25 protein-coding genes are annotated in these 23,259 nt (G+C 60.5%); 7 read left to right on the forward strand and 18 right to left on the reverse strand.

Features of this window, described 5'->3' with window-relative positions:
- The 4 genes from ACTOWJ_RS07065 to ACTOWJ_RS07080 all read left to right on the forward strand — a co-directional run.
- Positions 1-185 (forward strand): IS3 family transposase (locus tag ACTOWJ_RS07065; RefSeq protein WP_441333891.1); only part of this gene is annotated, 185 nt, incomplete at its 5' end.
- A gap of 124 nt (positions 186-309) precedes the next feature.
- Positions 310-693 carry a hypothetical protein gene (locus tag ACTOWJ_RS07070; RefSeq protein ID WP_441333892.1) on the forward strand — a complete coding sequence of 128 codons (384 nt, stop codon included), beginning with the start codon at positions 310-312 and terminating at the stop codon, positions 691-693.
- Positions 694-765: 72 nt separating this feature from the next.
- Positions 766-1,413 (forward strand): NMCC_0638 family (lipo)protein, encoded by a 648-nt coding sequence (locus ACTOWJ_RS07075; protein WP_441333893.1) that lies wholly within the window; start codon positions 766-768, stop codon positions 1,411-1,413.
- A gap of 827 nt (positions 1,414-2,240) precedes the next feature.
- Entirely contained in the window at positions 2,241-3,884 is a 1,644-nt protein-coding gene (locus ACTOWJ_RS07080) for a hypothetical protein (protein WP_441333894.1), read from the forward strand.
- Positions 3,885-4,240: 356 nt separating this feature from the next.
- On the opposite strand, the gene ACTOWJ_RS07085 is transcribed toward ACTOWJ_RS07080, so the two are convergent.
- The 11 genes from ACTOWJ_RS07085 to ACTOWJ_RS07135 all read right to left on the reverse strand — a co-directional run bounded on the left by ACTOWJ_RS07085 (position 4,241) and on the right by ACTOWJ_RS07135 (position 12,010).
- Positions 4,241-4,684, reverse strand: coding sequence for a hypothetical protein (locus ACTOWJ_RS07085; RefSeq protein WP_441333895.1), 444 nt, complete (start codon positions 4,682-4,684; stop codon positions 4,241-4,243).
- Positions 4,681-6,027, reverse strand: a complete 1,347-nt coding sequence (locus ACTOWJ_RS07090; RefSeq protein WP_441333896.1) for a recombinase family protein — start codon at positions 6,025-6,027, stop codon at positions 4,681-4,683. Before ACTOWJ_RS07090 ends, ACTOWJ_RS07085 begins: the two co-directional genes overlap by 4 nt.
- Positions 6,024-6,503, reverse strand: coding sequence for a DUF2924 domain-containing protein (locus tag ACTOWJ_RS07095; RefSeq protein WP_441333897.1), 480 nt, complete (start codon positions 6,501-6,503; stop codon positions 6,024-6,026). Before ACTOWJ_RS07095 ends, ACTOWJ_RS07090 begins: the two co-directional genes overlap by 4 nt.
- Before the next feature lie 120 nt (positions 6,504-6,623).
- Entirely contained in the window at positions 6,624-7,526 is a 903-nt protein-coding gene (locus tag ACTOWJ_RS07100) for a hypothetical protein (RefSeq protein ID WP_441333898.1), read from the reverse strand.
- Positions 7,527-7,538: 12 nt separating this feature from the next.
- On the reverse strand, positions 7,539-7,847 hold the full coding sequence (locus ACTOWJ_RS07105; RefSeq protein ID WP_441333899.1) for a hypothetical protein: 309 nt from the start codon (positions 7,845-7,847) through the stop codon (positions 7,539-7,541).
- A 49-nt stretch (positions 7,848-7,896) separates the two neighbouring features.
- The gene (locus ACTOWJ_RS07110) at positions 7,897-9,009 is read right to left on the reverse strand and encodes an AAA family ATPase (protein ID WP_441333900.1); all 1,113 of its coding nucleotides are present in this window, start codon (positions 9,007-9,009) and stop codon (positions 7,897-7,899) included.
- Between the two features lie 7 nt (positions 9,010-9,016).
- Positions 9,017-9,472, reverse strand: coding sequence for a hypothetical protein (locus ACTOWJ_RS07115; protein WP_441333901.1), 456 nt, complete (start codon positions 9,470-9,472; stop codon positions 9,017-9,019).
- Positions 9,469-9,699: a helix-turn-helix domain-containing protein gene (locus tag ACTOWJ_RS07120; RefSeq protein ID WP_441333902.1), complete on the reverse strand. Its 231-nt coding sequence runs from the start codon at positions 9,697-9,699 to the stop codon at positions 9,469-9,471. Before ACTOWJ_RS07120 ends, ACTOWJ_RS07115 begins: the two co-directional genes overlap by 4 nt.
- A gap of 1,038 nt (positions 9,700-10,737) precedes the next feature.
- Positions 10,738-11,061, reverse strand: a complete 324-nt coding sequence (locus tag ACTOWJ_RS07125) for a hypothetical protein (protein WP_441333903.1) — start codon at positions 11,059-11,061, stop codon at positions 10,738-10,740.
- A gap of 142 nt (positions 11,062-11,203) precedes the next feature.
- The gene (locus ACTOWJ_RS07130; RefSeq protein ID WP_441333904.1) at positions 11,204-11,767 is read right to left on the reverse strand and encodes a DUF3489 domain-containing protein; all 564 of its coding nucleotides are present in this window, start codon (positions 11,765-11,767) and stop codon (positions 11,204-11,206) included.
- A gap of 12 nt (positions 11,768-11,779) precedes the next feature.
- Entirely contained in the window at positions 11,780-12,010 is a 231-nt protein-coding gene (locus ACTOWJ_RS07135; RefSeq protein ID WP_441333905.1) for a hypothetical protein, read from the reverse strand.
- 613 nt (positions 12,011-12,623) lie between these two features.
- Here ACTOWJ_RS07135 and ACTOWJ_RS07140 point away from each other — a divergent pair.
- Positions 12,624-12,893 (forward strand): hypothetical protein, encoded by a 270-nt coding sequence (locus ACTOWJ_RS07140; protein ID WP_441333906.1) that lies wholly within the window; start codon positions 12,624-12,626, stop codon positions 12,891-12,893.
- A gap of 16 nt (positions 12,894-12,909) precedes the next feature.
- Here the strand turns inward: ACTOWJ_RS07140 and ACTOWJ_RS07145 are convergent, their stop codons facing one another.
- The 3 genes from ACTOWJ_RS07145 to ACTOWJ_RS07155 are packed head-to-tail and all read right to left on the reverse strand — an operon-like array spanning position 12,910 to position 13,963.
- The gene (locus ACTOWJ_RS07145) at positions 12,910-13,377 is read right to left on the reverse strand and encodes a hypothetical protein (protein ID WP_441333907.1); all 468 of its coding nucleotides are present in this window, start codon (positions 13,375-13,377) and stop codon (positions 12,910-12,912) included.
- A gap of 40 nt (positions 13,378-13,417) precedes the next feature.
- The gene (locus tag ACTOWJ_RS07150; RefSeq protein ID WP_441333908.1) at positions 13,418-13,696 is read right to left on the reverse strand and encodes a hypothetical protein; all 279 of its coding nucleotides are present in this window, start codon (positions 13,694-13,696) and stop codon (positions 13,418-13,420) included.
- 9 nt (positions 13,697-13,705) lie between these two features.
- A complete protein-coding gene (locus ACTOWJ_RS07155) occupies positions 13,706-13,963 on the reverse strand; it encodes a hypothetical protein (RefSeq protein ID WP_441333909.1) in 258 nt (85 codons plus the stop codon).
- A gap of 661 nt (positions 13,964-14,624) precedes the next feature.
- Between ACTOWJ_RS07155 and ACTOWJ_RS07160 the strand changes: the two genes are divergently transcribed.
- Positions 14,625-15,077 carry a hypothetical protein gene (locus ACTOWJ_RS07160; protein ID WP_441333910.1) on the forward strand — a complete coding sequence of 151 codons (453 nt, stop codon included), beginning with the start codon at positions 14,625-14,627 and terminating at the stop codon, positions 15,075-15,077.
- Positions 15,078-15,199: 122 nt separating this feature from the next.
- Here ACTOWJ_RS07160 and ACTOWJ_RS07165 read toward each other — a convergent pair whose 3' ends face one another.
- The 3 genes from ACTOWJ_RS07165 to ACTOWJ_RS07175 form a co-directional block, all read right to left on the reverse strand.
- Positions 15,200-15,691 carry a hypothetical protein gene (locus ACTOWJ_RS07165; protein ID WP_441333911.1) on the reverse strand — a complete coding sequence of 164 codons (492 nt, stop codon included), beginning with the start codon at positions 15,689-15,691 and terminating at the stop codon, positions 15,200-15,202.
- Positions 15,688-20,454: an RHS repeat-associated core domain-containing protein gene (locus tag ACTOWJ_RS07170; RefSeq protein ID WP_441333912.1), complete on the reverse strand. Its 4,767-nt coding sequence runs from the start codon at positions 20,452-20,454 to the stop codon at positions 15,688-15,690. Before ACTOWJ_RS07170 ends, ACTOWJ_RS07165 begins: the two co-directional genes overlap by 4 nt.
- Before the next feature lie 383 nt (positions 20,455-20,837).
- The gene (locus tag ACTOWJ_RS07175) at positions 20,838-21,221 is read right to left on the reverse strand and encodes a hypothetical protein (RefSeq protein WP_441333913.1); all 384 of its coding nucleotides are present in this window, start codon (positions 21,219-21,221) and stop codon (positions 20,838-20,840) included.
- Between the two features lie 239 nt (positions 21,222-21,460).
- Here ACTOWJ_RS07175 and ACTOWJ_RS07180 point away from each other — a divergent pair, with 239 nt between their 5' ends.
- Positions 21,461-22,084: a response regulator gene (locus ACTOWJ_RS07180; RefSeq protein ID WP_441333914.1), complete on the forward strand. Its 624-nt coding sequence runs from the start codon at positions 21,461-21,463 to the stop codon at positions 22,082-22,084.
- A gap of 528 nt (positions 22,085-22,612) precedes the next feature.
- Here the strand turns inward: ACTOWJ_RS07180 and ACTOWJ_RS07185 are convergent.
- Positions 22,613-23,233 carry a response regulator gene (locus ACTOWJ_RS07185; RefSeq protein ID WP_441333915.1) on the reverse strand — a complete coding sequence of 207 codons (621 nt, stop codon included), beginning with the start codon at positions 23,231-23,233 and terminating at the stop codon, positions 22,613-22,615.
- Positions 23,234-23,259 lie beyond the last annotated feature (26 nt).

Below are 23,259 nucleotides of genomic sequence, written 5' to 3' on the forward strand. Positions count from 1 at the left end.
ATGCCGTCGCCGAATCGTTCTTCAGTAGCCTGAAGAAAGAGCGCATTCGCAAACGCGTCTACAAAACCCGCGATTTGGCCCGTGCCGACGTCTTCGACTACATCGAAATGTTCTACAACCCCACCCGCCGCCACAGCCATCTGGGCGGCGTCAGTCCTGAGGCCTTTGAGCGTGCCTCAATTTGAGGCTGGCGAGTGTCTTAAATTCCTGGGCAGTCCACCTCACCTAGGCTGCGCCATACCACCTCAGTGGGTCGTATAGATAAATCAAGGCTACGGCCGACAGCTGAATCAAGTTCAAGGATGAAAAATGAAAAGCAAGAAGCCCTTTCAAGTGCGCGTAGCGGTAGCGCTATTTTACCTCGCGTTGGTCCTAACATTAGCCGCTCCCTTTATCGATTCCCCTTTCGGGAGGCGGCCACCGGGCGCCCTGATCATCGCGGGTGTGGTCGCGGCACTTTTTACTGTGTTCCTGATTGAATTTATATCGATCGGAAGGAACTGGGCCCGAATTACATATCTCGTGCTTACGATTCTCTCCCTGCCAGCTCCTTACTTCTATTTGAAGCAAGGCATTTCGGCGAACTATATCGGCGCAGCTTCCGTCGCGGTCCAACTGCTAGCACACGGTGTTGGCCTGTACTTGCTTTTTACGTCGCCGGGTAGATCGTGGTTTTTCCGGTCGCGTAAGTGAAATCTCGCCTCGTGCTCGAATATAGCCAGGCTAACAAGCCAAGGACACCGACCTATCAAGAGGAGCAACGCCGTGAAATTGCAGGTGAACGTAACGCATGTGAGGGTGTTGTCCGTTCTGTTGCTCGTATCAGTCACTGCTCATGCCGTAAAACCAGCTGAAAGTGCAACTGCTACCGATGTGGTCAGGCGTTTCTATGACTACTGCGTCTTGTATCGGAAGCATCCAGATCAGTTTGCTGTGGCTATGGAAAGGGCCGGGGTCCGTTTGTCACCAGATGAATCAGCTCCTTTCATGTTTGGGCAGCCCGGAGTCGCATGGCGCATGCGTGGCAAGGACTACATCTTTACGATGGGCCCGCCGCCTTATTCGCCCTGCCATATGCACGTTTTATTTCAGCCAAAAGGCGACATTGCAAAGGCGTTCAACTCAGCGGCCGCGAAGCTACCGCAGGATGCGACGATGCGTGAGATACCCTATGTGTTGCCCCGAATGATCGGCTTCATTTGGAACGAGAAAGAATCTGGGTCGGAACCTGCGCGGTCGACAGCGTTATCCCTATCTCCTCCCCCACAGAGTAAGCAGGCGCCGCACGCCTCGCTTTGGCCAGACGCAACTTATTGGCTTCTGGACGCGAGACGTGACCTGGACGAAGAAGAAAGAATCAAAGGTACTTACGTATATCCCGTGGCTCCGCCCGAACCACCGAGGCAACAATGAGCGAGGGTTGCCGGGCCTAACGGGCCTCCCTGATTGGGGGCGTTATTCGTAAAAGTATCCCGCTCTACCAATGGTCGTGAGTTGCAGCGCGTTTTTTGGTTCAAAAGATCAAAAAAACCGCGTTTCGTAAGTGCCTGAATTTCAAGGGGTGAGCAATGGTCGGCCGACCAATGGCTTGGAGAAAAAGGCCTGGAGAGAGGCGAAAAAATCGCCAAAAGGCCTGTCTGTGGATAAGTCGCCGACCAATGGCAAACGCCGAAAGCCCCGAATAAAAGGCCTTTTTCGTCGTTGCGACGAGGCGTAGAAAAAGTTGAGGCTGGGAGTTTGGCGCGCCTGAGTGGGATTTGTCCGACGTGGTTTGATGTGCGCATGCGGGCTGGCGTACCCGAGCATCCCAAGCTGGTCGTCATCGGCCATCGGTGGCGTGTATCTGCGCCCCGGCCTCTAGCAGCGACTCACCGAGCGGGTTGAATTACGGCCTGTGGGTGGCGAGGAGCGGAGCCGACTGTTACCAGCTACTAGTCCTTGTCGATGTCTCAGGAGTCGGGGAGCGCCCACTCGCTGTGAACTCGGAATTCGGCGGTCGTCAGCCAGCCTGGGTTGGCGGCGAGTCCGCTTTAGAACCTCCGACTTACTCGCTCTATCTGCAGCCAAGCACAATGAAGTTGCCTTGGCTATCGCAGTTCATAAAATCACCACGGACCAGCGCCCTGATTTGTGCTATAGCGCTACTGCTCGGATCACCGAGGCTTGCTTTACTGCGGTCATCGATACTTACAGGGGGAGATTGACAGCAGGCCGCTTGTCATCCTAGACAGGAGTCCCCCATGAATATCTATGCCCCTTCTAGCGCACGGCGCCTGGCCTTCGCTTTCACGTTGCTCGCCATCGCCCCCGCCTTTGCGCAGACCCCGCCCGACGGCACGTTGGATCCCAGCTTCGGCCACGGCGGTATGCTCGTCAGCGACCGCTCCGTCACCCCATATTATCCCAAGGCCATCACCGCTCAGAGCGATGGCAAGATCGTGGTACTGGGCGTGGGTGGCCGCACCCAACCACCGGACCCCGTTCTGAAATGCCACCTGGCACGTCTGCAAAACAACGGTCAACCGGATCGCAGTTTTGGCGACAACGGCGGCGTGGCCATCAGCGTGCCGGCAATCGACGCAGATGCGTCCTGCGACAAGCTGACGATTCAGCCAGATGGCAAGATTGTGGTCGCGGGTATCGTCAACGATGAACTGCTGGTGTTGCGTTACAACCCCGACGGCATGCCTGATCAGAGCTTCTCCGGCGATGGAGTGCACATCACCGATTATGATTGGGATCCGGACCTCAACACGCTGACCCCCTACGGCGTAGCGATCCAGGCCGACGGCAAGATTGTGGTAGGCGTCAACGCTTCTGACGATTGGATGGCCGACTACAAAGTGGTCATCGTGCGCTATCACAGCAATGGCGAACTCGATAAAAGCTTCGGCGAGAGAGGCGTGGTGCTGTCGCATTTCTGGGAGCAGAATGACGGGATACAAGCCAACCAGCTCGCGATCCAGGCCGACGGCAAGATCGTCATCGCCGGCCACGGATTATCCTGGGACAGGCCTAGGGAGGAAGCGGTGCTGGCGCGCTACCTCGTCAATGGCAGTTTCGATCCGGCCTTCGGTCACAATGGTGTCGCCACGACGGCCCTGGAGGGGCTGCAAGATGGCGACATCAGCCTCGTGCTTCAGGCCGACGGCAAGCTGGTGACCGGACACGCCCTCCACGACGGAAGTCCGCTCCCCCACCCTTCGCGCGGCACCCTGCTACGGCACAATCCCAACGGCAGCCTCGACACCGACTTCGCCCGCCCGGACCTCGAACTCCCCTCCACTCGCTTGGCCGTGCAGGCCGACGGCAAAATCCTATCCGCCAACATCACCCAGAACTGGTTGTCCACGCCGGGCTGGATGCAGCGAGTCAACCCAGACGGCACGATAGATGCCCACTTCATTACCCCGCAGATCAATTTCGGCGGCGCCCACGATTACTTCGCGAGTATGACGTTGCAGGACGACGGCAAGCTGCTGATCTTGGCCGGGCTCTACGACCGCCGCCTCACCGGCTTGGCGCGCGTGTCCAATGCAACGTATTGCATCGCCGATCCCTATAATCCGGGGCGTTTCATTGGCTTCAGTGACAGTGGCTGGTTCTCCACCGCCAACACCGGCGTGGGTGGCACCGGCTTCGGCCTGGTCGGGCGCGGCAGCATCCAGGCCTGGAACCGACCGGGGGTGGGGCAGGTGCACCGGCTGACCGCGTCGGCAGCCTCACCGGCGGCGGTCTCCCGTGTGGATGCTTCCGTCTTTATCAAAGGCGTGCAGAGTTGGGGCTTCGGTAACGTGTTCGCCAATGGCGCGACGCCAGCCCGCTACGCGGCGGTGGACACCCGTATCAACGCCCCTGGTTGCGTGGTTCGACCAGGACAATAAGGCGACCGTAAAACGTCGTCTGGCGCAGATGCGCGCCAGACGACTGCAGTCGTAACCGCAGGATGGGAGTGCGATGTTTGCTGGGCCAAGTGCTAGCAGAGCCGCGGAACATCAAACTCAATAGATCGGCCCATAGCCCGCACCTATGACGGACTGGATTCGGGTCGCCGTGGCTAAATCCGCAGGCCCTCAAAAAAAATCGCTTCAACTCGCAGCCTCCGCGAGGATTCAAGTTCTCGCTACTTGAACGGCTGGCGACTGCCTAAAAAAAGCCTGGGCGATTCAGATAGCTACCAGCTAACGCACCATAATAGAATTCCTTTTAATGGATCTAGCTGATCAGTGGGAAGTACAACTTAGTTACGGCTTTGAAGTATTGGTTGGTGCGGTGCCGAGTTGTCATACCAGTGGAGACTCGGGTTGATCGCTAATGTATTCAATCCGATATCGCTAGGGAGCGAGTCGTCCAAGATAGCTTCCACAAGCTCCGGAGCCAGAGTCGTCAGGTTCAGCACGCGGGCAACGTAGCTGATGTCCGTCTTCTCCTTGCGCGCGATTTCGCTCAGGCTGGCGACCTCGCCTTCCTCCAGCATCGTCAACCACCGATGCGCTCGCATGAGAGCGACCTGTAGCGGCGTCTTTTGCTTGTCCCAAGGCCGGTTAGCCTCCACCGTTTGCATCTGCACTAGGCGCCTTCCGCCTCGGCGCTTTAACTGAATTGGCACGACAAGCGCGACGCTACCGTCGCTGACCTCGCGCTTTTCGGCGTCGCCCAGGATCTCCAAGTTCGGTCGGCTCATGCCGCAGCCTCTTTTGTTGCATGCATCTCGTCCGCCGTGGCGCGGACCCCTGCCGCTCGCAGCCGGACCTCCAGGGTTTCGGCGCTGACAATGACCTTCTCGACCAGTCGATGCAGTAGACGGGTTTGTTCTGCCGGCACCAGCAGATCCCACAGCTTGTCGACCTGCGCCATAGCGACCGTCACCATGGCTTCGTCCAGCTTCGGGTTGCGCGCGACCTCGGTCTTGATCAGGTCCGCCAGCAACGTCGGCATCGTCATGACGTGGCGCAGTTGCTGGACGACGGCGGCCTCCAACTCGGCAGCCGGAAACCGGAGTGCGTCCTGACCTTTGACGCCTTCGTGCAGGGCGCGGGTGCTCAGGTAGTAGCGGTATGTCCGGCCGTTGCGCTTGGTGGTGTGCCACGGCGTCAGCGCGTGGCCGTCCGTGGCGAGGACCAAGCCGCGCAACGGGAAGGCGACCTTGCCCGCCTCCACCCGCTCGCGCGCCGGCACCGGCGTCGACAGGCGCGCCTGCACCCGGTCCCACAACTCGCCGTCCACGACGGCGGGGTGCGCGCCGGGAAACCATTGGTCGTGGTGCCGAAGTTCCCCGAGATAGGTGCGGTTGGCCAGCATCTTATAAAAGAGTGACTTATCGATGAGCTTGCCGGTGATCTGGCGTCCGCCTCGCGTGGTCCAGACTTTCGAGGTCGCACCGCGCATCCGCAGTTCGCGGAGCAAGCCAATGGCGGTGCCGTTCTCGGCGAAGTGTTCGAAGATAAAGCGGACGAGCGCGGCCTCGGTCTTGTTCACTGCCAGCCGCCGGTCCTTCAGGTCATAGCCCAGCGGCGGCACACCATGCATCCACAACCCCTTCTTCTTGCTCGCGATCATCTTGTCGCGTGCACGGTCGGCGTCCAGTTCGCGGTCGAACTCGGCGAAGGACAGCAGGATGTTCAGCATCAGCCGGCCCATCGAGTCGGTCGTGTTGAACTGCTGGGTGACCGAGACGAACTCTACGTTGTGCTCGGCCAGCACGTCCCACAGCTTGTGGAAGTCGCGCAGGTTGCGGGACAGACGGTCGATCTTGTAGGTCACGATGATGTCGACCCGGCCGGCGCGGACATCGTCCAGGAGGCGCTGAAGCGCTGGCCGGTTCAGTGTTGCCGCCGAGTAGCCGGGGTCGTCGTAGTCGTCGGCGACCGGGATCCAGCCCTCGCCGCGCCGGCTGGCAATAAAGGCTTGGCCGGCGTCGCGCTGGGCATCAATGCTGTTGTACTCGCGTTCCAGCCCTTCCTCGGTGGACTTGCGGGTATAGACCGCGCAACGCAGGCGGCGCGGCGTTGTCGGGACATTCTTCATTTGTTCTCCTTCTTGGTGGCCGCGCGCAAGCCGAAGAACGCCGGCCCGGACCAGCGGGTGCCGGTGATGGCGCGGGCGACGGCCGACAGGCTGGCGTAGCGCTGACCCCGGTACTCGACGCCGCCGTCCTGCGCGACCGTGACCCGATGCATCTCGCCGTTGAATTCGCGCGACAACATCGTTCCCGGCATAGGCGCGGTGTTACGCGCGCGTGGCGGAAGGTCGCCGGTTTCCACGAGTGTGCGGATACGGCGCTGATTACGCTCCAACCGAGCGCGATCATGGTGGCGGTATTCGATCTCTTGTAGCCGGGTTGCGATGCGGCGCTCCACGAAGCGGCGGTGCTTCACTGACGGCTCGGCGTGATAGAGACGTTGATGCTCGGCCTTCAGCTCAGCCCACGACATCTCGGGCAAGCGCGCTAACTGCGCCAGCAATGATGCAGATGGTTGAAAGGTGGTCGTAATCTTTGACATGCGGTTGGACTCGCGTGGACGGGTTGACATGTACGCTCGGGTCGGCCCGAAAGCCAACCCAACGCGTTGTCGATTCGTCGCGAAAGCGCGCCGCAGGGGTGAACCTGCGGCGCGAAGTACTCAGTGGATGATCGTGACCAGCGATTCGTTCTTCTTCGGCGGATTCGGGTCCGGTGCGTAGACGTGCCGGTCGTCCGCTTCGTCGGTCGGATGGAACACCGAGACCCAGGACGAATCGATGCCGGCCTGCTCCAGTCGCTGGTGCAGCACGGTACTCAGGTCGTTGTCGTATCGGCCGTAGGTGCGGTTCAGATCGATAAGCTCCCTGAAGTCCAAACCTTCGATGTCAACGGAGAGCCAGTCGTCCTTCTCTTTGCGTCCGATCAAATCGAAGTCGTCCGTTTCAATCTTGCTGCCGTCGGTGTAGCGCTGGTGCATGCGCGTAGCACCGCGCAATACGCTATCCATCGCGACCATCTCCCGATGGGCTTGGGCGAACTCGCGAGCACGGTCTAGCATCCGCTGCGCGCTGGGTCGGAACAGACGACGCACGATCTCGCGGTAGCCATTGCCGTCGGCGAGCACCTGCATCTTCGCGGCGATGCCGTTGAGGTGCTTCTCCAAAGCCTTGACGCGTGCGCGGGCTTCGGCGGCGCCTTGGAGCGCGCGTTGGCGCCCGGCGAGTTCAGCGTCGAGGTCGGCAGCGTGCTCTTTATCGAACGTCGCCACTGCTACGGCGTCGCCGACGGCGACGAGCAGCTCGCGCTGAACGTGCCAAGTTAGATCCGGCTCCGGCAGCGGATCGACGCCGCTGACCAGCCGGCGAGCGGCAACGAGAGCGGTCTGCCCGCGCCTGTAGTCCGCTTCAAGTTGCCTCAGGTCGCGCTTCCACTGGGCCAACTCTTCCAAGTCGACCAGATCATCCGCGGGGGAGCGGATCTGCGAAGGCTGCATTCCTTCGTCTTGCCGGGACTGGGCCACGGCAGCGGCAGGCTTCGCATTCTTTCGAGACAACAACTTCATGGTGTGGATACCTCAATTAATGGCGTAGGGGTGGGTGGTGTTGAGCCGCATCGGCAACACATAGCTGAAGCGCGGTGCGCCCATGCGGGCAGGCGCCGGGTTAACGACGGCTACGGACGCAGCGGTGGTTGCAGCCGTCCGCGTAGCGGGTCTAATGGGTTCGGGATACAGCGGGTCGCCGGGCCAGACGACCCGGCTTTCCCAGACGTGCTTCGACAACTTGCGGCGCAGGTTTCGGCCTTCGTGGTGATGGACGCCACCGGCCGGTGGAACGGCTTCCCAGACTGTGGGGTACACGGCGTCCTCGGACGATTCCGACATGACGTTCTCCTTACGGGTGTTGCCGCCCTGATCGCCGGGCGGCGGGGCGTTAAGCCGGGGGCGAACGGCCCCGGTGTTCGGCTGCATCCAGTTCGCTGAGCGTCACTGATGCGGCGGGTGCTTCGGTCGAGCGGGGGCGACGTTTTCCGGCTGAGGAGCGGTGGTTCTTGCTTCCAGGCGGTGTAAGGCGACCTTCTTGCTCGGCTTTGCGGAAGGCGCGCGACACCGTACTGCGGTGTACCTCTAACTCGCGTGCGATCTCGGCTTGCGACAGGCCCATGTCGGCGAGTTCCAGCATCTTCGACTCGCCGATCGCTTCGACCGACCGCGTGGTCCACTGCTGCCGTCCGGCGTCAGTCTCCAGGCTGGCCTCCATCGGCAGCACGTCCTGACCGTGCAGGCTGCGCGCCTTCTCGAAATGGATCTCGAACCGCGCGCCCTGGTCGGCGGCGTAGTCCGCCGGCCGCTTGAGCAACATGACGACGTCGAGCAGATCCTCGCGCTTACTGGTGCCGCGCTGCTGCCCGCCCTTGCCGGCGTGGTGGATGAAGATCACGCTGCGCCGGTTGGCGCGCATGTGCAGCGCCCATTCGGAGACCGGGTTCCAACTGTCGGCCTCGTTCTCCTTACCGCCTCGAACCCAGCAGCTCAGGTTGTCGACAATGATGACCTGGGCGTCGCCGATGACGGCGTCCAGCGCGGCCTGCCCCGACGGCAGCGCCAGGTTCGGGATGACGCCTTCGCTCTGCAGGTCCGGGGTGACGACCCGCAGGAAGCCGGGGGCCGGCATCCGGCCGTCATTGACCAAGTGGGCGAAGCGCTCGCGCAGCACCACGCCGGGCATCTCGCCGTCGAGGTAGAGAACGCGGACCGGCTGCGATGCGGTCCAATTAAGGAAGGTGCCGCCGGTTGCCAGCGCGTAGGCGATGCCGAGCGCGATGTGGGTTTTGCCGACGCCGCGCCACGCGTAGATCATCGCCAGGGACTGCGACTCCAGCCAGGGTGCGAGCAGCATCTCCCGTGCCGGCAACTCGGCCGCCATCAAATCCTCCAGGTTCACTGCGACGACAGGGCGGCGTTCTTCGCCGTCTTCGCGCAGGCGATGCGCGCGCGCTTGCACCTGCGTCAGTTCGCGGTGGGCCTGCGCATCCAGGTTGGACATCCGAGTCTCAGCGGTCACGCAGCACCTGCCTTGCATCGGCGACTCGTTCGCAGGCAACGTCGAGGCGCTGCATATCGATTGGAGCGAGCGCACTGCCGCCAGCCAACTGCCGGCCGGCCAGCCGAATGATCGTGGCTTCCCGGTCGAGCACGCCGAGGGCCGCGCGCCAGTACGCGTGCACGGCGCCGACGGGCGGACGCGGCCGGCGTGCCGGAGCATCGTCTTGTGCTTCGGCGCGGTCGAATAGGTCGCTGACGTCCAAACCGATTGCATTAACGATCTGCTGCACGTTGCAGCCGGCGAAGCAATACGCGAGCACGCGGCCGTCGTCGCCTTGGGCGACGGCCAGGCTCGGACCGAGGTCGTCGTGCGCGGGGCAGCGCGCGACCCAGCCGTTGCGGCTCGCGCGGACGTGGCTCAGACGCTCAAGGAGATGTTGCACTGGGGGCAAGACGTCGCTCACTGCGTGTCCGACACGGTCGCGGACTTGGTGGAGCCGCGCAGGTTCGCGTTCTCGAAGTCCTCGATGTCCTGGTAGGTGTAGATCACGCGCTTGCCGAGCTTGCGGAAGCGCGGGCCGATGTTTTCGCGACGCCAGCGGGCCAGGGTCTTGGGATCAACCTTCCAATGCGTGGCAAGCTCGGCGGTGGTGAAGAAACGGAACGGTTGGGGGCGTTCGGGAGCGCTCATGGACAGTAGGGTAGTTACGGGAATGCAACCAGTTTCAGCATTCCAAACACGCTGTAAAGGCCAAATTTTCGGCACTTTTTTGTCATGTGAAGGCATGGGTACAGGAGCCCCCATAAGCCAGCACTAGCCCTCATGGCGTGACTCGCCTCGAGGGCGCACCCATCACCTCGGCGGACGAACATGCGCCAAAGTGCGCGAACTCAGTGGTTGGTGCGGTGGGAGCAGCGACGCCGGCTGGAGAGTTGTTGCGTGTTGCGCCCCTAGGGAGACGCAACAGCGCAACAACATCCGGGGGATCGTCCGAGACGGCGAAGGGGACAACCGCAATGTCCGCCGGCCTGAGGCAACACAACAGAGAGCAGGGTGCATCCCTCTCTCCCCACGGACCTGACTCCGACAGCCCCTCGCACGCAGGTTGTTGTGTTGCGCGTGTTGCGTTTCCTTAGGCGCGCAACACGCAACATGCCGGTCGCGCCGGGCTCGGGCGGGACGCCGTCGACTGCGGTAGCGAGTGGCCGGCACAGCCGGACCGCTGGCGTCGTGTTGCGAGTGTTGCGTTTCCTAAGGAGTGCAACACGCAACAACGCCTCCCGGACCAGGAGAGCGTGACGGTGGTGATGGTCGTGACGGTGTATCCGGACCTGTCACTACGGCCGAAAACAGAAGGTCGCCCGCGCCCGCGGGTTCGAGAACGCCAAACGCAGGCGTAATCCGCCGAACCATTGTTGGCGGGGTTTCAGCCGCCAGCTAATTCTGCAAATTTGCAGAATGAAGCGCCGCCGCCCAGCCGAGGCGACGGTGCGGGCATGGCGTCAGAGGCCGAGCAGGTAAGCGCGGCGCTGACTGAGCGCAGCGTCGGCCTGCGTGGTCGGCACGACCGTCACCACCATCACGGGCAAGGCGGCGGTGACGATGGTGACGGTCTATCCGAACCTTGAGCTACTCGCGAAAAGAGAAGGTGCTCATACGTCGCCGGGCGATTGTGCAAAACAGATCGCCACCGAACTCCTCCACGCAGGGCGCGGAGGCTGAGTCCGGTCACTCTTCGGCCGCGACGCCGACATAGCGGGCATAGCCCAAGCCCTCGGGATTGACGTACAGCGTGCGCTTCCCCGGCGCGGTGAGCCGGATCGCATACCAGTGCCCAAGGGCGTTGCGCCCGCCGAATGCCCTCATCCAGTCATGTGCCTGAAAGAAGTTGGCGGCGAAGGCGTCGTAGTCGTCAGGGGTGAGCGCGCGTTCTGCTTCGATCACGACGTCGACCTCGTCGTGCCAGTGAGGGATGCCGGTCGCGTGGAGCACATCCCCCAGATCACCGGGTTTGCGGGCGAAGCGGACGCGCGGCAGGGTGGGTTCGTTCATGGCCATCTCCTTGTCGATGCGGACGTGCATGAACGCTTCACCTTTCGAAGGAAGCAAGCGACATACAGGGCGTGCGGCCAGACCCCGAACTTCCGGACAGCTAACAGACAGCGAGCCGAGGGGTGCCCGGCTCGCCATCGGGTTACGCGGCGGCGTCGCCAGTCTGTGCAGCTTCGGTCTGGATGCGGTAGACCCGCTCCTCCTTTCCTTCCTTATTAGATGTCAGCGAATAGCCCTTCTTGCGGATGGTGCCGGCGAAGAATCCACGTACCGAGTGCGCCTGCCAGTTCGTCGCCGCCATCACCTGCGGGATCGTCGCGCCTTCCGGGCGGGACAGCAGGCTAACGACCAGATCCAGCCGGGGCTGCTTGGTGTTGGAGGTCGGCGCTGCGTCGCTGGCCAGCGGTTCGGCGGGTGCTGCGCCCGCTTCCGCGACCGTGTTGCCGCCGACATCGGGGACTGCTCCGCAGGCAGCACTCGATTCCGGTGGCGGCTCCGGCCTCCACTCGTAGCCCACCGTCAGCCAGCCAGCTTCGGTTAGTCGGTGGCCGCCGCCGTCGGCGACAATCAGCTCGTTGAGCAGCAGGCCGCGCACCACCGCCGTGCGTGCGCCGCCTTTGAGGTTGTCGGGGAAGTTCTCGACCCGACCGTCGGTCTCGACGGCGAGAAGGATCAGAGCGCGCTGGCTGTCAGTAAGGTTCGTCATGGCTCCCTTCCTTCAGTCAGCAAGCACTTCGCGGATGGCCCGCTGGATGTTCACCTCGCCCTTGGCGATGGCGACGAGTAGATCATCGGGCAGGATCTCGATGGCGTGGATGGCACGCCGTTCAACCTCGCGGCGGAGCAGCTCCGGCCAATTGCTGATCGTGTCGAGCCGCTCCAGCGCGAGGCGGTTGTTGCGCTTCATGCCGTTGAGGTAATCCTTCAGTTGCTGCGTCTTGTGGTGCATGGCAGGCCTCCGTGGCCGTCGTTGGGTGACGGCATGAACGCTTCGTGCGCGGAGGAATCCAAGCGGTTTCGCCGATAAAGAATGGTCGTTCTCCATCGCGTACAGGTGTCGGACACGTTCGTGCAGAGCGCTTCGAAGAAGCCGCCGACACACGATTAATTGTCGTTATGGCGACAATTAATTCTTCGCCAGAGAAACCGGCCAATTGGCCTATTTCTTTTGAGTCTAAGCAAAGTTCATCGGCACGCAGGGTGAGATCGGCCAATTGGCCGATCTGCTGACGCTGTCGAAATCGGTCAACCACCTTCTGCTGCCGGGTGCGAACCCACCCTGCTAAGTGCGAACCAAAAAAGTGCAAACCTAATTCGCAATTCTGACGCTAGCGGGGTTTTGCGGCCTTGCCCCCCGCTTTACCTAAGCTGAAGGAAGGACCCGCGTTTTTCCCGGTCGTCGCGCAACGTGTGCGCGTGTGTGTGGCGCGCGTTGAGATAACCACCGCGGGCTCGCCTTCTTTATAAGTCGCGCGCACGACGCGTTACGTTGCGACTGTCGGCCTTGGATAAAAGGCCAGATAATCTTAGCCGTCACCATCTGGATCAGGCAGGACGACGATATGGAATACGACGATAAGATCAGAACAAAGAAGGCGGTCGTTGTCTGCTTGCGCGACATGGGCGACGGCACTAGTCGCTTCTTCTTCGACGATGTAGATGGAAATCAGGAGTCACTTCCGATTGACTGGAAGCACAACTCCTTCTTCACCTTCACGCCGGCCTTCGACAACGCCGCGCTCGATGAGATGAGCCTGGATGACGATTGGTACCAACAGATCGGGGTGATGCTAGCCGCACGCCTTCTGGCTTTGAACAAGCGCGTGAAGTAGGGGAAACGCCCAGAACTTAAAGCGGCTGCTTCGTGCACTTGGCAACGTACTGGGAGTCGTTGCCATGAATAGAGTCAACAAACTTCACGAGCATGTCGCCAGTCGTCACCGAGTACGTTCCAGCCAGCGTGAATTCGGTTTCCGAAGTTTGGCTATAGAGCGAAAACCTATCCACCGAACCCCAAAGCACAAAGTCTCCGTACAGATCACCGCCCCTTGTGAACAGAGTGCCATTGCCCCTCTCCCAGAGCTTCAGAATAGGTCCATACCGGACGTAGGTCATCTCCAGATGGCTGCTCTTTATGGTCTGCCCGTTCTTAAACGACCTGGCCCCATCGCATTTCACAAGCGCTGTTTCATAGTCCAGGATCCCAACAGCCAAGTAGCCAATCGTCAGGGCAGTGGCTGAAAGGACTAAACATCCGAACCCTTTGAGCAGAAGGTGGATTACCTGAGATGTTCTTTTCTTGCTGCTGACGTCCATGCCTGCATCTATGCTGACGGCCTTGTGGCCATTGTGGGAATCATATCCGCGCCTGTCGTGCCCTGTCCGATTCCACGAAGATCCATTCCGTCGGGCCAGATGTGAAGACGACCGGCGCATAGCGGCCGCCTGCACTCCTCTTCAACGCGACCTCACTCACGCGGATGCGGAAGGCGGGCGCGATCTCCTTCCTGACCGATTCGACGCTGCCGTCAACGGATGGGTGGCAGAAGTGGCGCTTGCCGCCGATCTTCTGGATGTAGGTCGATCGGCCTATCTTTGAGATCTGAAAAGGAAGGACGCCGCCGTTGCGGTCCATCCGCCAAATCTATTCCAAGTCGTCCCACGAGGACTTAGATCGCGTGTCAAACTTCGCCACAACGTAGATGTCTCCTGGCGCGCTCTCGTGATCTTCCATCACCAAATGGATGCCGTGGAGCTTCGAATGCTGCCGAATGCTGGCGACGTATTTGTTCGACTTCGCTCCCCAGAAGTTGAGGCTCTCGACCACCCCGCCTTTACCGTCGACGCCGAGTAGCTGCTGCTGATAGACCGCGCTGCCACGCAGCCGGTTCTTATCCGGCATCGGAAATGCAGATATTGCGTATGTCAACGGATGATGGAAATCATCTGGTCGTTCCGAAGACCGAGTCCAGGCTCCCTCTCTAAAGACGTACCAACAACGGGTACAGATTTGGCCGCCTCTGTCTCCGACGACTAAGCAGTCGGCACCGCGGGTCCAGACTTCAAGATTCCGACTTGGCTTGCTCCGATCGTCCTTGAGATCGGCGCTATTGGCTAGCTGGCCCTGGCAGATGGGGCAGGTTGCGTCCGCATCGCTCGCCACCAAAGGGAGCGACATTGTCATCAGAGCAAACCCGCATACAAACTGGCGCCGATCCATACGCTCTCCGTTGCCTTCCGTCCTAGATAGCTAAGGCTACTACTTGTCGGCAGCCATTTCGATGGCGTCGTCCGAACCAAGCCTCGGCTCGGCAGCCGCTTCCTACCCTCTGCTTCCGCGCATAGTTCAAGGTCCGGATACACCATCACAAGCGTCACGACCGTCACGGCGGTGCATAGACACCGCAGCCTTCTCTTTTTCGCGTGAGTCCAAGGTCCGGATACACCGTCACCATCGTCACCATCGTCACCATCGTCACGACTGTCACATCAGCGAAATCGCGCTTGCAGCGCCGTCGTCGTGACGGCATCGTGGTCATCAGGCCAGTGCAGCGAGATACAGAATGAAAAACACGAAGCGCAATCTATCCCGGCAGGCAGCGTGCCCATCCAAGCGCGAGGCCAACTTGCGCGACAGGCTTGAGAAGAAGCTACTGAAGGTCTGCGCCGACATCGGCTGGATCTGTGGCTGGCGGAAGGAGCGCATGATCGCCACTCCGGTCGCAAGGCGTTCGTCGTGGCGTCGGGTGATGCTGGGGCGCGCGCTGGCGGCCGAAGCCAAGATGGGAGGGGCCGAGGCGTTCCTCCCCGTCGAGGCAACGTTTTTATCAAGCAGGCGAGCCGCTCGTGCCCAGGCTGAGCCGGCAGCCGCAGAGGGCGGCTTGGCCGACTTCGCCATCGACTTGCAGGATGAACTGGTGAGGTTAGGACGCGTGGGTATCAGCTCTAGCGAGGTCGCCAGAGCGCTCGGCAATAGGCGCGCGGTCGGTCGGCAACCACGGGAGCGGAGCCGATAGGGGTAAAGCCGTAGCAAAAGAAAGGCCCCGTGGTGGACTGATCCCGCAGAGATTGGAGGGGGCAACCTTCCAGGGTCAGTTCATTGCCAGGGCCTTTCTAAAACTAATTCCAGCCGACCGAGTTACTGATTTCGCAAGAAATTTATCGGATCTGCGCAAAATTCATACCCACTCGACAGCTTAATTTTTTGCATGATCAAATCAAGGATCGGATCAATGACTTCGCCGCTACCGTAAAGCACTAACTTGCAATCGAGGGCGACAGCTGCAGCCAAAATAGCCTGCAGGTGTTCAGCTGAAAACTCTCGCAAATCTAAGGCGCAAACCACATCGTCATCCCAGACTTCGATCCAATCTCCGTCCTTTTGACCAAACATTTTCGCTTCAGGGCTCCATGATTCCGCGCGAGGCAGTATCCCGCCTACAGCACCAACGGCGGCATCAATATCCAACCCTTCCCAGTAATTCGGGAAATTATCGCCAGTTCCGCCACCATCTCCCTTGAGCGATCCCGGCTTACGATATTCATCAAGAACCCGCCTAGTGTCACCATACACACGCTTCAACCCGTGCACTGGCACTAGCGCAAATTTAAACTGCCAGATCGCCATCATCTGCCCCTTCTATATTTTGGCGGCTTTACATTTCCAACAGTATCCAACACGTCCTTGGCAGTGTTGAAATTGGTCCCCGAGACAGGGAAATCTACCCGCTGAAATAAAAGCTTATCTAATTTTCCCAATTGCTTAGCCGCCAGAAATCGATTATTTCCGACAACGATAAACGGAACATCATCCACCATTACGTATTTAATCACAGGATTTTGAATTCCATCAGAATCCATGGATTTAACGAGACGCGTAAATGCCTTATCAGCCATCGCATCAGTAAAGCGGAATTTATTCGGATCGAAGCCAAGCCCAGCTATCCGCGGAAGAAGGGGGCTTTTTGCGGCTTTACAGGCAGCCCTTACGCCAGCGCGACCTGCCGCATTCGCCAGACCTCCAAGCCCGAACCCCATCTCCCAGGGAGCGCTACTTGGCTGCAACTCCCCACTGCCTTTAGGTGCGGTGTAATACACATCACTCTGCGTAAATAGCATGACAAGTGTGCCGCCGTACGGGTCTTGCTTGTAAGCCCGCGCTGGATCTGGAGAGCCAATTACTTGTAGACCTAATGGGTCAATCTGGGTAGTCGGATTCCCTCCCGCGTAGGCGTATGTACTGACGCCGCCATCCAATCCAATCGGATCGCTTTGGATGTAGCGCCCGGTTGCCGGTTCGTAGTCGCGAAAATAGTTGTAGACCAGTCCGCTAGCGGTATCGTAGCGCTGCCCCGGAAACCGCATGTTGAACACGAACGCAGTTCCGTCTAGATCCGGATCCTGATTCGGCGGACTGTTGCCAAACGTCTCACTCTTAGCATCCCAAGTCCAAATCGCGACGTTTCGCGTCGGGTCGATGACAGAGCGCGGCGTGCCCAGATGATCAGGCTGCACGTACTTCAGTGACTGGCCGGCGGCCGCACCGGCTAACAGGCCAACCGGAGCGCTGCCCATCCAAACGGCTTGTTGGATTGCCGCGCCAGTGCTGTCGTAATCGCCGATCCACTGACCGCCCTCGTCGTACAGCGTGTAGGTTGTTACCGGGCCGCTATCAGAGTTGATCGCCGCAACGCGTTCACCGATGGCGTTGTAGCGGTAGCCCATTTTCACCACACCGCCCAACTTGAGCTGCTTCATCCGGTCATTGGCGTTGTAAACGAACTCTTTAGCCGCACCCCCAATGCTTGTCGTATTGCCAACCGCGTCGTGTCCACGACTGGTGGCACCCACGCTGTTCAAACGATGGTTGGTGGTTGAGTAGCTGTAGGTGTCGGTAATGCCAGCACGCAGCAGGCTGGTGCGGTTGCCGGTCTTGTCGTACCCATACGTTTCCAGCGGGGTCGCGCTGGGGCCATCCTTGGTGATCTTCAGTCGGCTCAAGGTGTCGTAGTCGTAACTGGCCTGCGTCGCGATGTACTGCCCGTCTTTCAGCTGGGTCAATTCGCCAACCGTGTTGTAGCCATAGCCCAACGACAAGCCGCCACTGGCCGGGTCGAAGATGGTCTTCGGGCGGTAGTCCTGGTCGTAAGTACGGCTCAATACGCGGGCGTTGCCGTACGTCCAATTGGTGACCGGGCCAAACGGCTCATACGTCGCATTGTTCAACAGCACCGTGCGGGTACCGCCGGCCGGCTTGACGCCGACTTCCTTGATCCGTTGTTGCCCGTCACGCAGGTAATCGACAACTGCGCCATCGGGGTAGGTCACCATCCGCAGGTCGCCGGCGTTTGTGTACTGGTAGCGAAGCAGGAAGCTCTTGCCCGCGACGGTCTGCACCTTGCGCACGACTTGGCCGAAGCGGTCGTAGCAGTACTTCAGTTCGGTGCCATCGTGGCGCATCGCGGATACGCGGCCCAGGGCGAAGGTTTCGCCGGCTGCGCATTGAGTGTTGACGGTGTCGTAGTCGTACTCGACATCGGCTGGGCCTGCAGCGGTGTAGAAGATCGCCTTGGGGCGGTTCAATGCGTCGTAGGTATAGCGGTGCGCGGCGTCGTCGTTGGCGTCCTTCTTGGTCGCCAGTTGGCCGGCCGGGTTGTAGGTGTAGTCGGTGACGCCGGTGTCCGGGCTGGTCAGCTTGGTGCGGTCGCCGAAACCATTGTAGGCGTAGTCGGTGTCGAGACGTTTGGGGTCTTTGACCTTGGTGACCTGGTCGAAGGCGTTGTATTCCAGATTCGTCTCAACGTTCAGTCCGCCCACGTCTTGCATGGTGGTGATGAGGCGATTGAGCGGGTCGTAGGTCTGGTCGTTGTTCCGCAGCAGCGCGTCGGTCGTCCGGTCAGGATTGCCGTTCTTGTCGTAGCGGAAGCCGGTGGGGTTCGCAGATGCGTCCTTGAGCGTTTCCAACTGGCCCAGAACGTTGAACACGCGCGACAGGGTTTGCTTGAGCGTGTCGCTCGCGGTCCTGGTGTCTTCCTGCTTACGATTGCCGGCCAGATCCAAGGTGTAATGGATGTAGTTGCCGGCGTTGTCGGTGATACGGGTCAGGCGCTGGGCCGCGTCGTAGGTGTAGCTGGTGGCCACATTGCCCGGCAGGGTGACCTTCTTGACCAGACCGGTTGGCCAGTGTTCGACGCGGGTGATGCGGTCGTCGGTCTCTACCGCATTGTCGGCGCCGCGGATCTTGGTCGCGGTGAGCCAGCCACGCGAGTTGTACTCGTAGTCAGTCACTACGCCGTTGGCGTCCAGCACCGACAGAGGCCGGCCCTGTGGGTCGTAGCCCAGCACTTCGGTGGCGCGGTTGAGTGCGTCGATGGTCTTGCGCAGGTCGCCCTTGCGGAAAGTGCACAACGCGGGCTGGGTGGCGCAGGTGCTGTCGTCGCTGCCGTAGTACTCGAAGCGGACCACGTCGCTGACATCGCTGCGCGGCCCGTCGACCGACTTGGGCAGGCCCAGGATCGGGCAGGCGCTGTTGCTGGCCGCGACGTCGGCAGCTTCGCAGTAGGCGAACGCAATGGTGCGGGTCTCGTTGGTGATGGTGTCGCGCACGGCGATCGAGGCGGGCTGCAGGCGCGCGTTGCGGACGATGCGGGTTTCGCGATTGGCGATGGCTGAGTAGATCGGCCGGTTGCTGGCGATGTCGTGGCGCTGCAATGTGACGCGCTGTTTCGCCGTACCGACGGCCTCCGTGGCGGTCACGGTGCGGGCGAGCGCGCCGGTCACCGGATCGTTGGCTTCGGCGTAGGCGTACTCTGTTCTGACGTTCTTGAGATCGGTGTCGCTGGCGGGGCGGCCACGAAAGTCGCTGGTCTCGGTGTTGTAAGTGCGTCCCGCCGTGCCACGGAGATCGATCACCGCGCTGACACGACGCGGCAACGCACCGGTTCGGTTGGTCAATCCGTAGGTGGTCTGATGGCCCAGAGCGTCGGTCACCACCGTGCCGCCCTGCGATGGATAGCTCAGGGTGATTCCGTCTTTGCCGCCTTCGTGCTGGCTAGAGGTCACCCGGCCCTTTGTGTCGTAGGCGAAGGTGCTGTAACGGATATTCCCTTCGATGGTCACGCCGGTGAGATGACGCGGGAAGCGAGTGTCTTCGTAGTGGTATTTGCGGAAGCTATTTCCGGGGAACGTCACGGTCTCGACTTGCCGGCCTGGGGTGTAGCTGTAGCTAGCCAGCGTGCTGCCTTCGGAGGTGATCGAAGTGATCAGCGCGTCGCCGGAGGTATCTGCGTAAAGAAAGCGCAAGGAGCGGCCAGTCGAGTGGGTAACCTTGTCCAGGCGACCGGAGGCGTCATAGGTATAAAGCAGTGTCGTGCCATCCTCAGCGCGCTGCTCGGCCAGACGGCCCTTGCTGTCGAAGGTCAGTGTTTCGTCTTCGCGGAACAACACCCACTGAGCGCCCGACGCCACGATTCGCTCGCCGCTATCGTTGGCGGCGAAGTACGCGGTCCCGACCTTTTTGAAACGTGCCTGGTAGCCGGCGCCACCACTCAGGCCCAGTGTATTCGGAGAGATGCTCAGTCGCAGGTCCAGAGAGTGCGTCCAGCCCGTACCAAAGCCCCCAGAGAACGAGCCGATGATGGAATGGTAGCTACGCGTTAGGGCAATCCAACCCAGATCGAAGTCGGTCTGATGTTCGATCTTTTCACCGGTTTTGACGTTGCACGGATTTCCTTCTTCGTCGCACTTCTCGATAATTTGATTAGTAGTGACCGTTGCGACGAAATCCTCGCCCGCACAAGCCCCGTATTCATTTTTCCAGTTGGTATAAGGCTTAGGGCATTGCATACGGCGCATTCGTGTGAACTCAGCCGTGCCCTCTTGATCCTTTACACAGGGTCTTTGTGCGGTGTTATCGCCGCTGAAGTGCAAGACGGTGTAGTTACGCGTCTCCATCATTCCAACTGTGGATGGATCGGGCGGTGTCCACGCGTTGTCAGGTGTCGCTTTCGACGTGGCCGGGCAGGAGGGATTGAGGTCGTTGTAGAACGCTTCCGCTTCGGCAACAGCTTGCTGTTCACTGGGATAGTCCATTCCGCTACCAAAACCGGCGTCGTACTTCCAATCCGGATCCAACGGTGCGGTCAGGCCCATCCAATAAGTGATGTTGGTATAGCCTTCATCGGTAACGACGGGAGGACCCTTGATGGCGTCGATGTGTGGATACGGATTGGGGGCGGTTTGAGGTAATCCGGGGGGGCGAGGCAGAGCCTTGATCGCCGCGGCTGCTTCAGCCTGCGTGTTATGAACTGTGGCCTGCCCGGTTGGCGCGGTGATCTGCCATGTTATTTGGGTTTCCTGCTGCTGCGCAGTGACGCTTGCGCTGCACAGAAGCATGGACCAACAGAAGGCCTGTCTAAGCCAGCCTCCGGGTCGGGTGGACCGAGTTATCTCGGCTCTCGATGTCAGGCGACGTATCCTTGTGAACATGGCTAATTCCCGGAGTCGTTAAAAAAGGAGTTCGGCGTGGTCAATAAGCGAACGCGACCATCCGGAGCGGCGTCGCTCCAGACGGATAAATACGGCGAGCTGATTCGGACGACGTTTGCGGCCTGGCCCGGAAGGTCACGGGCGGCAGTGGCGCGATTGATGGCAAGTCCATTTGCACTGCTCCATGTCGTTTAGACCGTTCTAACGGTCGAGTGTCGCGTCTGATGCGACACCTTCGGCGTGCTGACGGCCGAGTATGCGCGGGGAGTATTGCATCGAAGCGCGAAGCGTCAAGGCGATCTCGTCAATGATGTGACGCTGGCCTCGTTGTGATCGGTGGGCCGGTTGTCCTTGTTCAGGCGACGAGCCGTATTCAGGTGGACAAGCCAATGGTCCGGTGCAACCCCGCCAAGCGCTATGGAGACGTAGTCCCTGTTGAGGGCACCAAAGCGGATGATGGTTTCCGCATTGCCAGGGCGAGTGGTCATGCGAACTTCGGTGGATACATCATCATCCAGATGGCGAAGCCGGGCGTGGGCGCGTGCGGCAGCGAGTGCGATCTCGCGATCCGTGAAGCGCGCAATAGGCGGGGCGTCGTCAATCGAAACCAGCCAGGCCAGCGGGTGCCGTTTCGATACGTCGAAAATGACAGTGGTGTTCGTGCAGATTCCCATGACGAATGCTCACGGCAATGAATGTCGAGGCGACGGTATCAGCGCGCTCAGCCGATATCTGTAGGATTTCCCTGATTCGTCGTGGACGTTTGTCCACGCTCATGTAGACGTTTGTCCACATCGCGTAAGCGGTCGGCTACGTTTGCATCGACGCGACGCAGTTTCAAAATGATTGTGTTGCCAATCGCGAGATGACTTCGGCTAAGTCGCGTCCCAGGACGACGTAGTCGAGGGAGTCGATGATTCGCGTGTTTGTCGTGGACGACCATCCGCTGGCGCGGGTGGGGTTGCGTTGGCTATTGGAAGCGCAAGCGGATATTCGGGTGATTGGCGAAGCGGCCACCCTGGACGACGCGAAGATGGCGATTCCCGCCATTGCCCCTGACGTGGTGCTATGTGACTACCAGCTTCCGGATGGCAGCGGACTGGATCTGACCCGACATCTTCTGAAGCACGATCCGGCGATGAAGATCCTGGTGGTGTCGATGGTTGACGGCGGGCCGGTGCCGCGCAGGCTACTGGCGGCCGGCGCGTTGGGCTACGTCTCCAAGGCACGCGACGGCGCCGTCGTAGTGCGGGCGGTGCGGGAGGTCGCGCAGGGGCGACGCTTTCTGGACGATGCCTTGGGCGGCCATCTCCTGTTTGAGTCCTCGCCGTTCGAGCGGCTGAGCGGACGGGAACTGGAGATCGCGATGCTGATGATTCAGGGCAAGCGTAACCACGAGATCGCGGAAGCCCTGAGCATCGCCGGCTCGACGGTGCGGACGTTACGAGCGCGGTTGCTGGCCAAGCTGGAGGTACGTGGCGAGGCCGCGTTGACGCGACTGGCGCTGGAATATGGGCTGGTGCGAGGGCCGGGTTAGCGGTTGGAATCGCCAACGGTGGGCCATATCCGAATCCAACCTCAATTCGAGGTCGTTACAAATCCACCTTGTTTTTGGCGCTTTGCGCACACGAGCGTTTGGTCTCAGGACCAACCGACCGGAGAAAAACGGGGTGGAGAGAGAGGAAAACGACCGGATTCGGGGTTCTTGCCGAAGACCCAAAACCAAACGCCCCTCGCGGAAGGCCGCCAGGACTGGGGCTTTCGGAGGGGCGTGCGGAGAGCGGAGAGAGTTCACCGCTGGAAACTGGCGCGCCCAAAGCACGCGGGGTCCAACTCTCTTGACGGGTTTAAACAGGCTTAAACCGGTCTAAACCGGCTCATGCCGGTTGGCCCTGTGTCGCCGCGTCCCGGCGTGCGTTGCGCCGCGGGACAGGTCGGCGGACGTCGCCTCGCCCCCAGTTGGTTCTGCCTAGACTGGCCCGTTTCGGCGGGATGACCCGCCCCCGCGCAAAGATTCTGACAGCCGCTCTGAAACCCGCCACCCCCTCGCGGCGCTTCGTGGCAGTCAAAGGCCGCCGTCAAAGCCTTCGTTCTTGGCGAGCCTCAGCAGCGCCTCGCGGTCGCGGATCTGGAGCTTTTCGTAGATGCGCGACCGATACGATCCGACCGTCGAAGCGGACATGCCGAGCTTATCGGCGATGCTCCGGCGCTCCTCACCGCGAATAATCATTCGAACGACCTCCTGCTCGCGTGCGCTCAGCAGGTCGAAGCGGGAGTATGGGAGCAGGTCTTCGCCGCCGAGCGCTTCATCCAAAAAACGTCCTCCTGCGGCGACGTCTCGTATTGCTTGGAGTACCAATGCGAAATCGGAAGCCTTCGTGACATAACCTTTTGCGCCTGCCCGCAACAGTTGTCGGGGAATGGGTCCACCCTCAAGCATCGAGACAACGACGATTTTCATGAACGGGTCCAGCGCCAGCAACTGCCGCACGACATATAGGCCATCGCCGTCGGGCAAATGAAAATCGCAAAGCACGACGTCTGGATTTAGCTCAGGGATCAAAGCCAAAGCGTCTGCGGCATTCGCGGCCTCACCTACGATAGCGATATCGATCGCATCCCCAATGACCAGGCGGAACCCGGCCCTCGTTAGCGAGTGGTCATCAACAATGAACACATGGATCATGAGCCCTCCTGGCAATGTGCGTCCCG

This window comes from Lysobacter sp. CA199 (genome assembly GCF_052078715.1).
Taxonomy (GTDB): Bacteria; Pseudomonadota; Gammaproteobacteria; order Xanthomonadales; family Xanthomonadaceae; genus Lysobacter.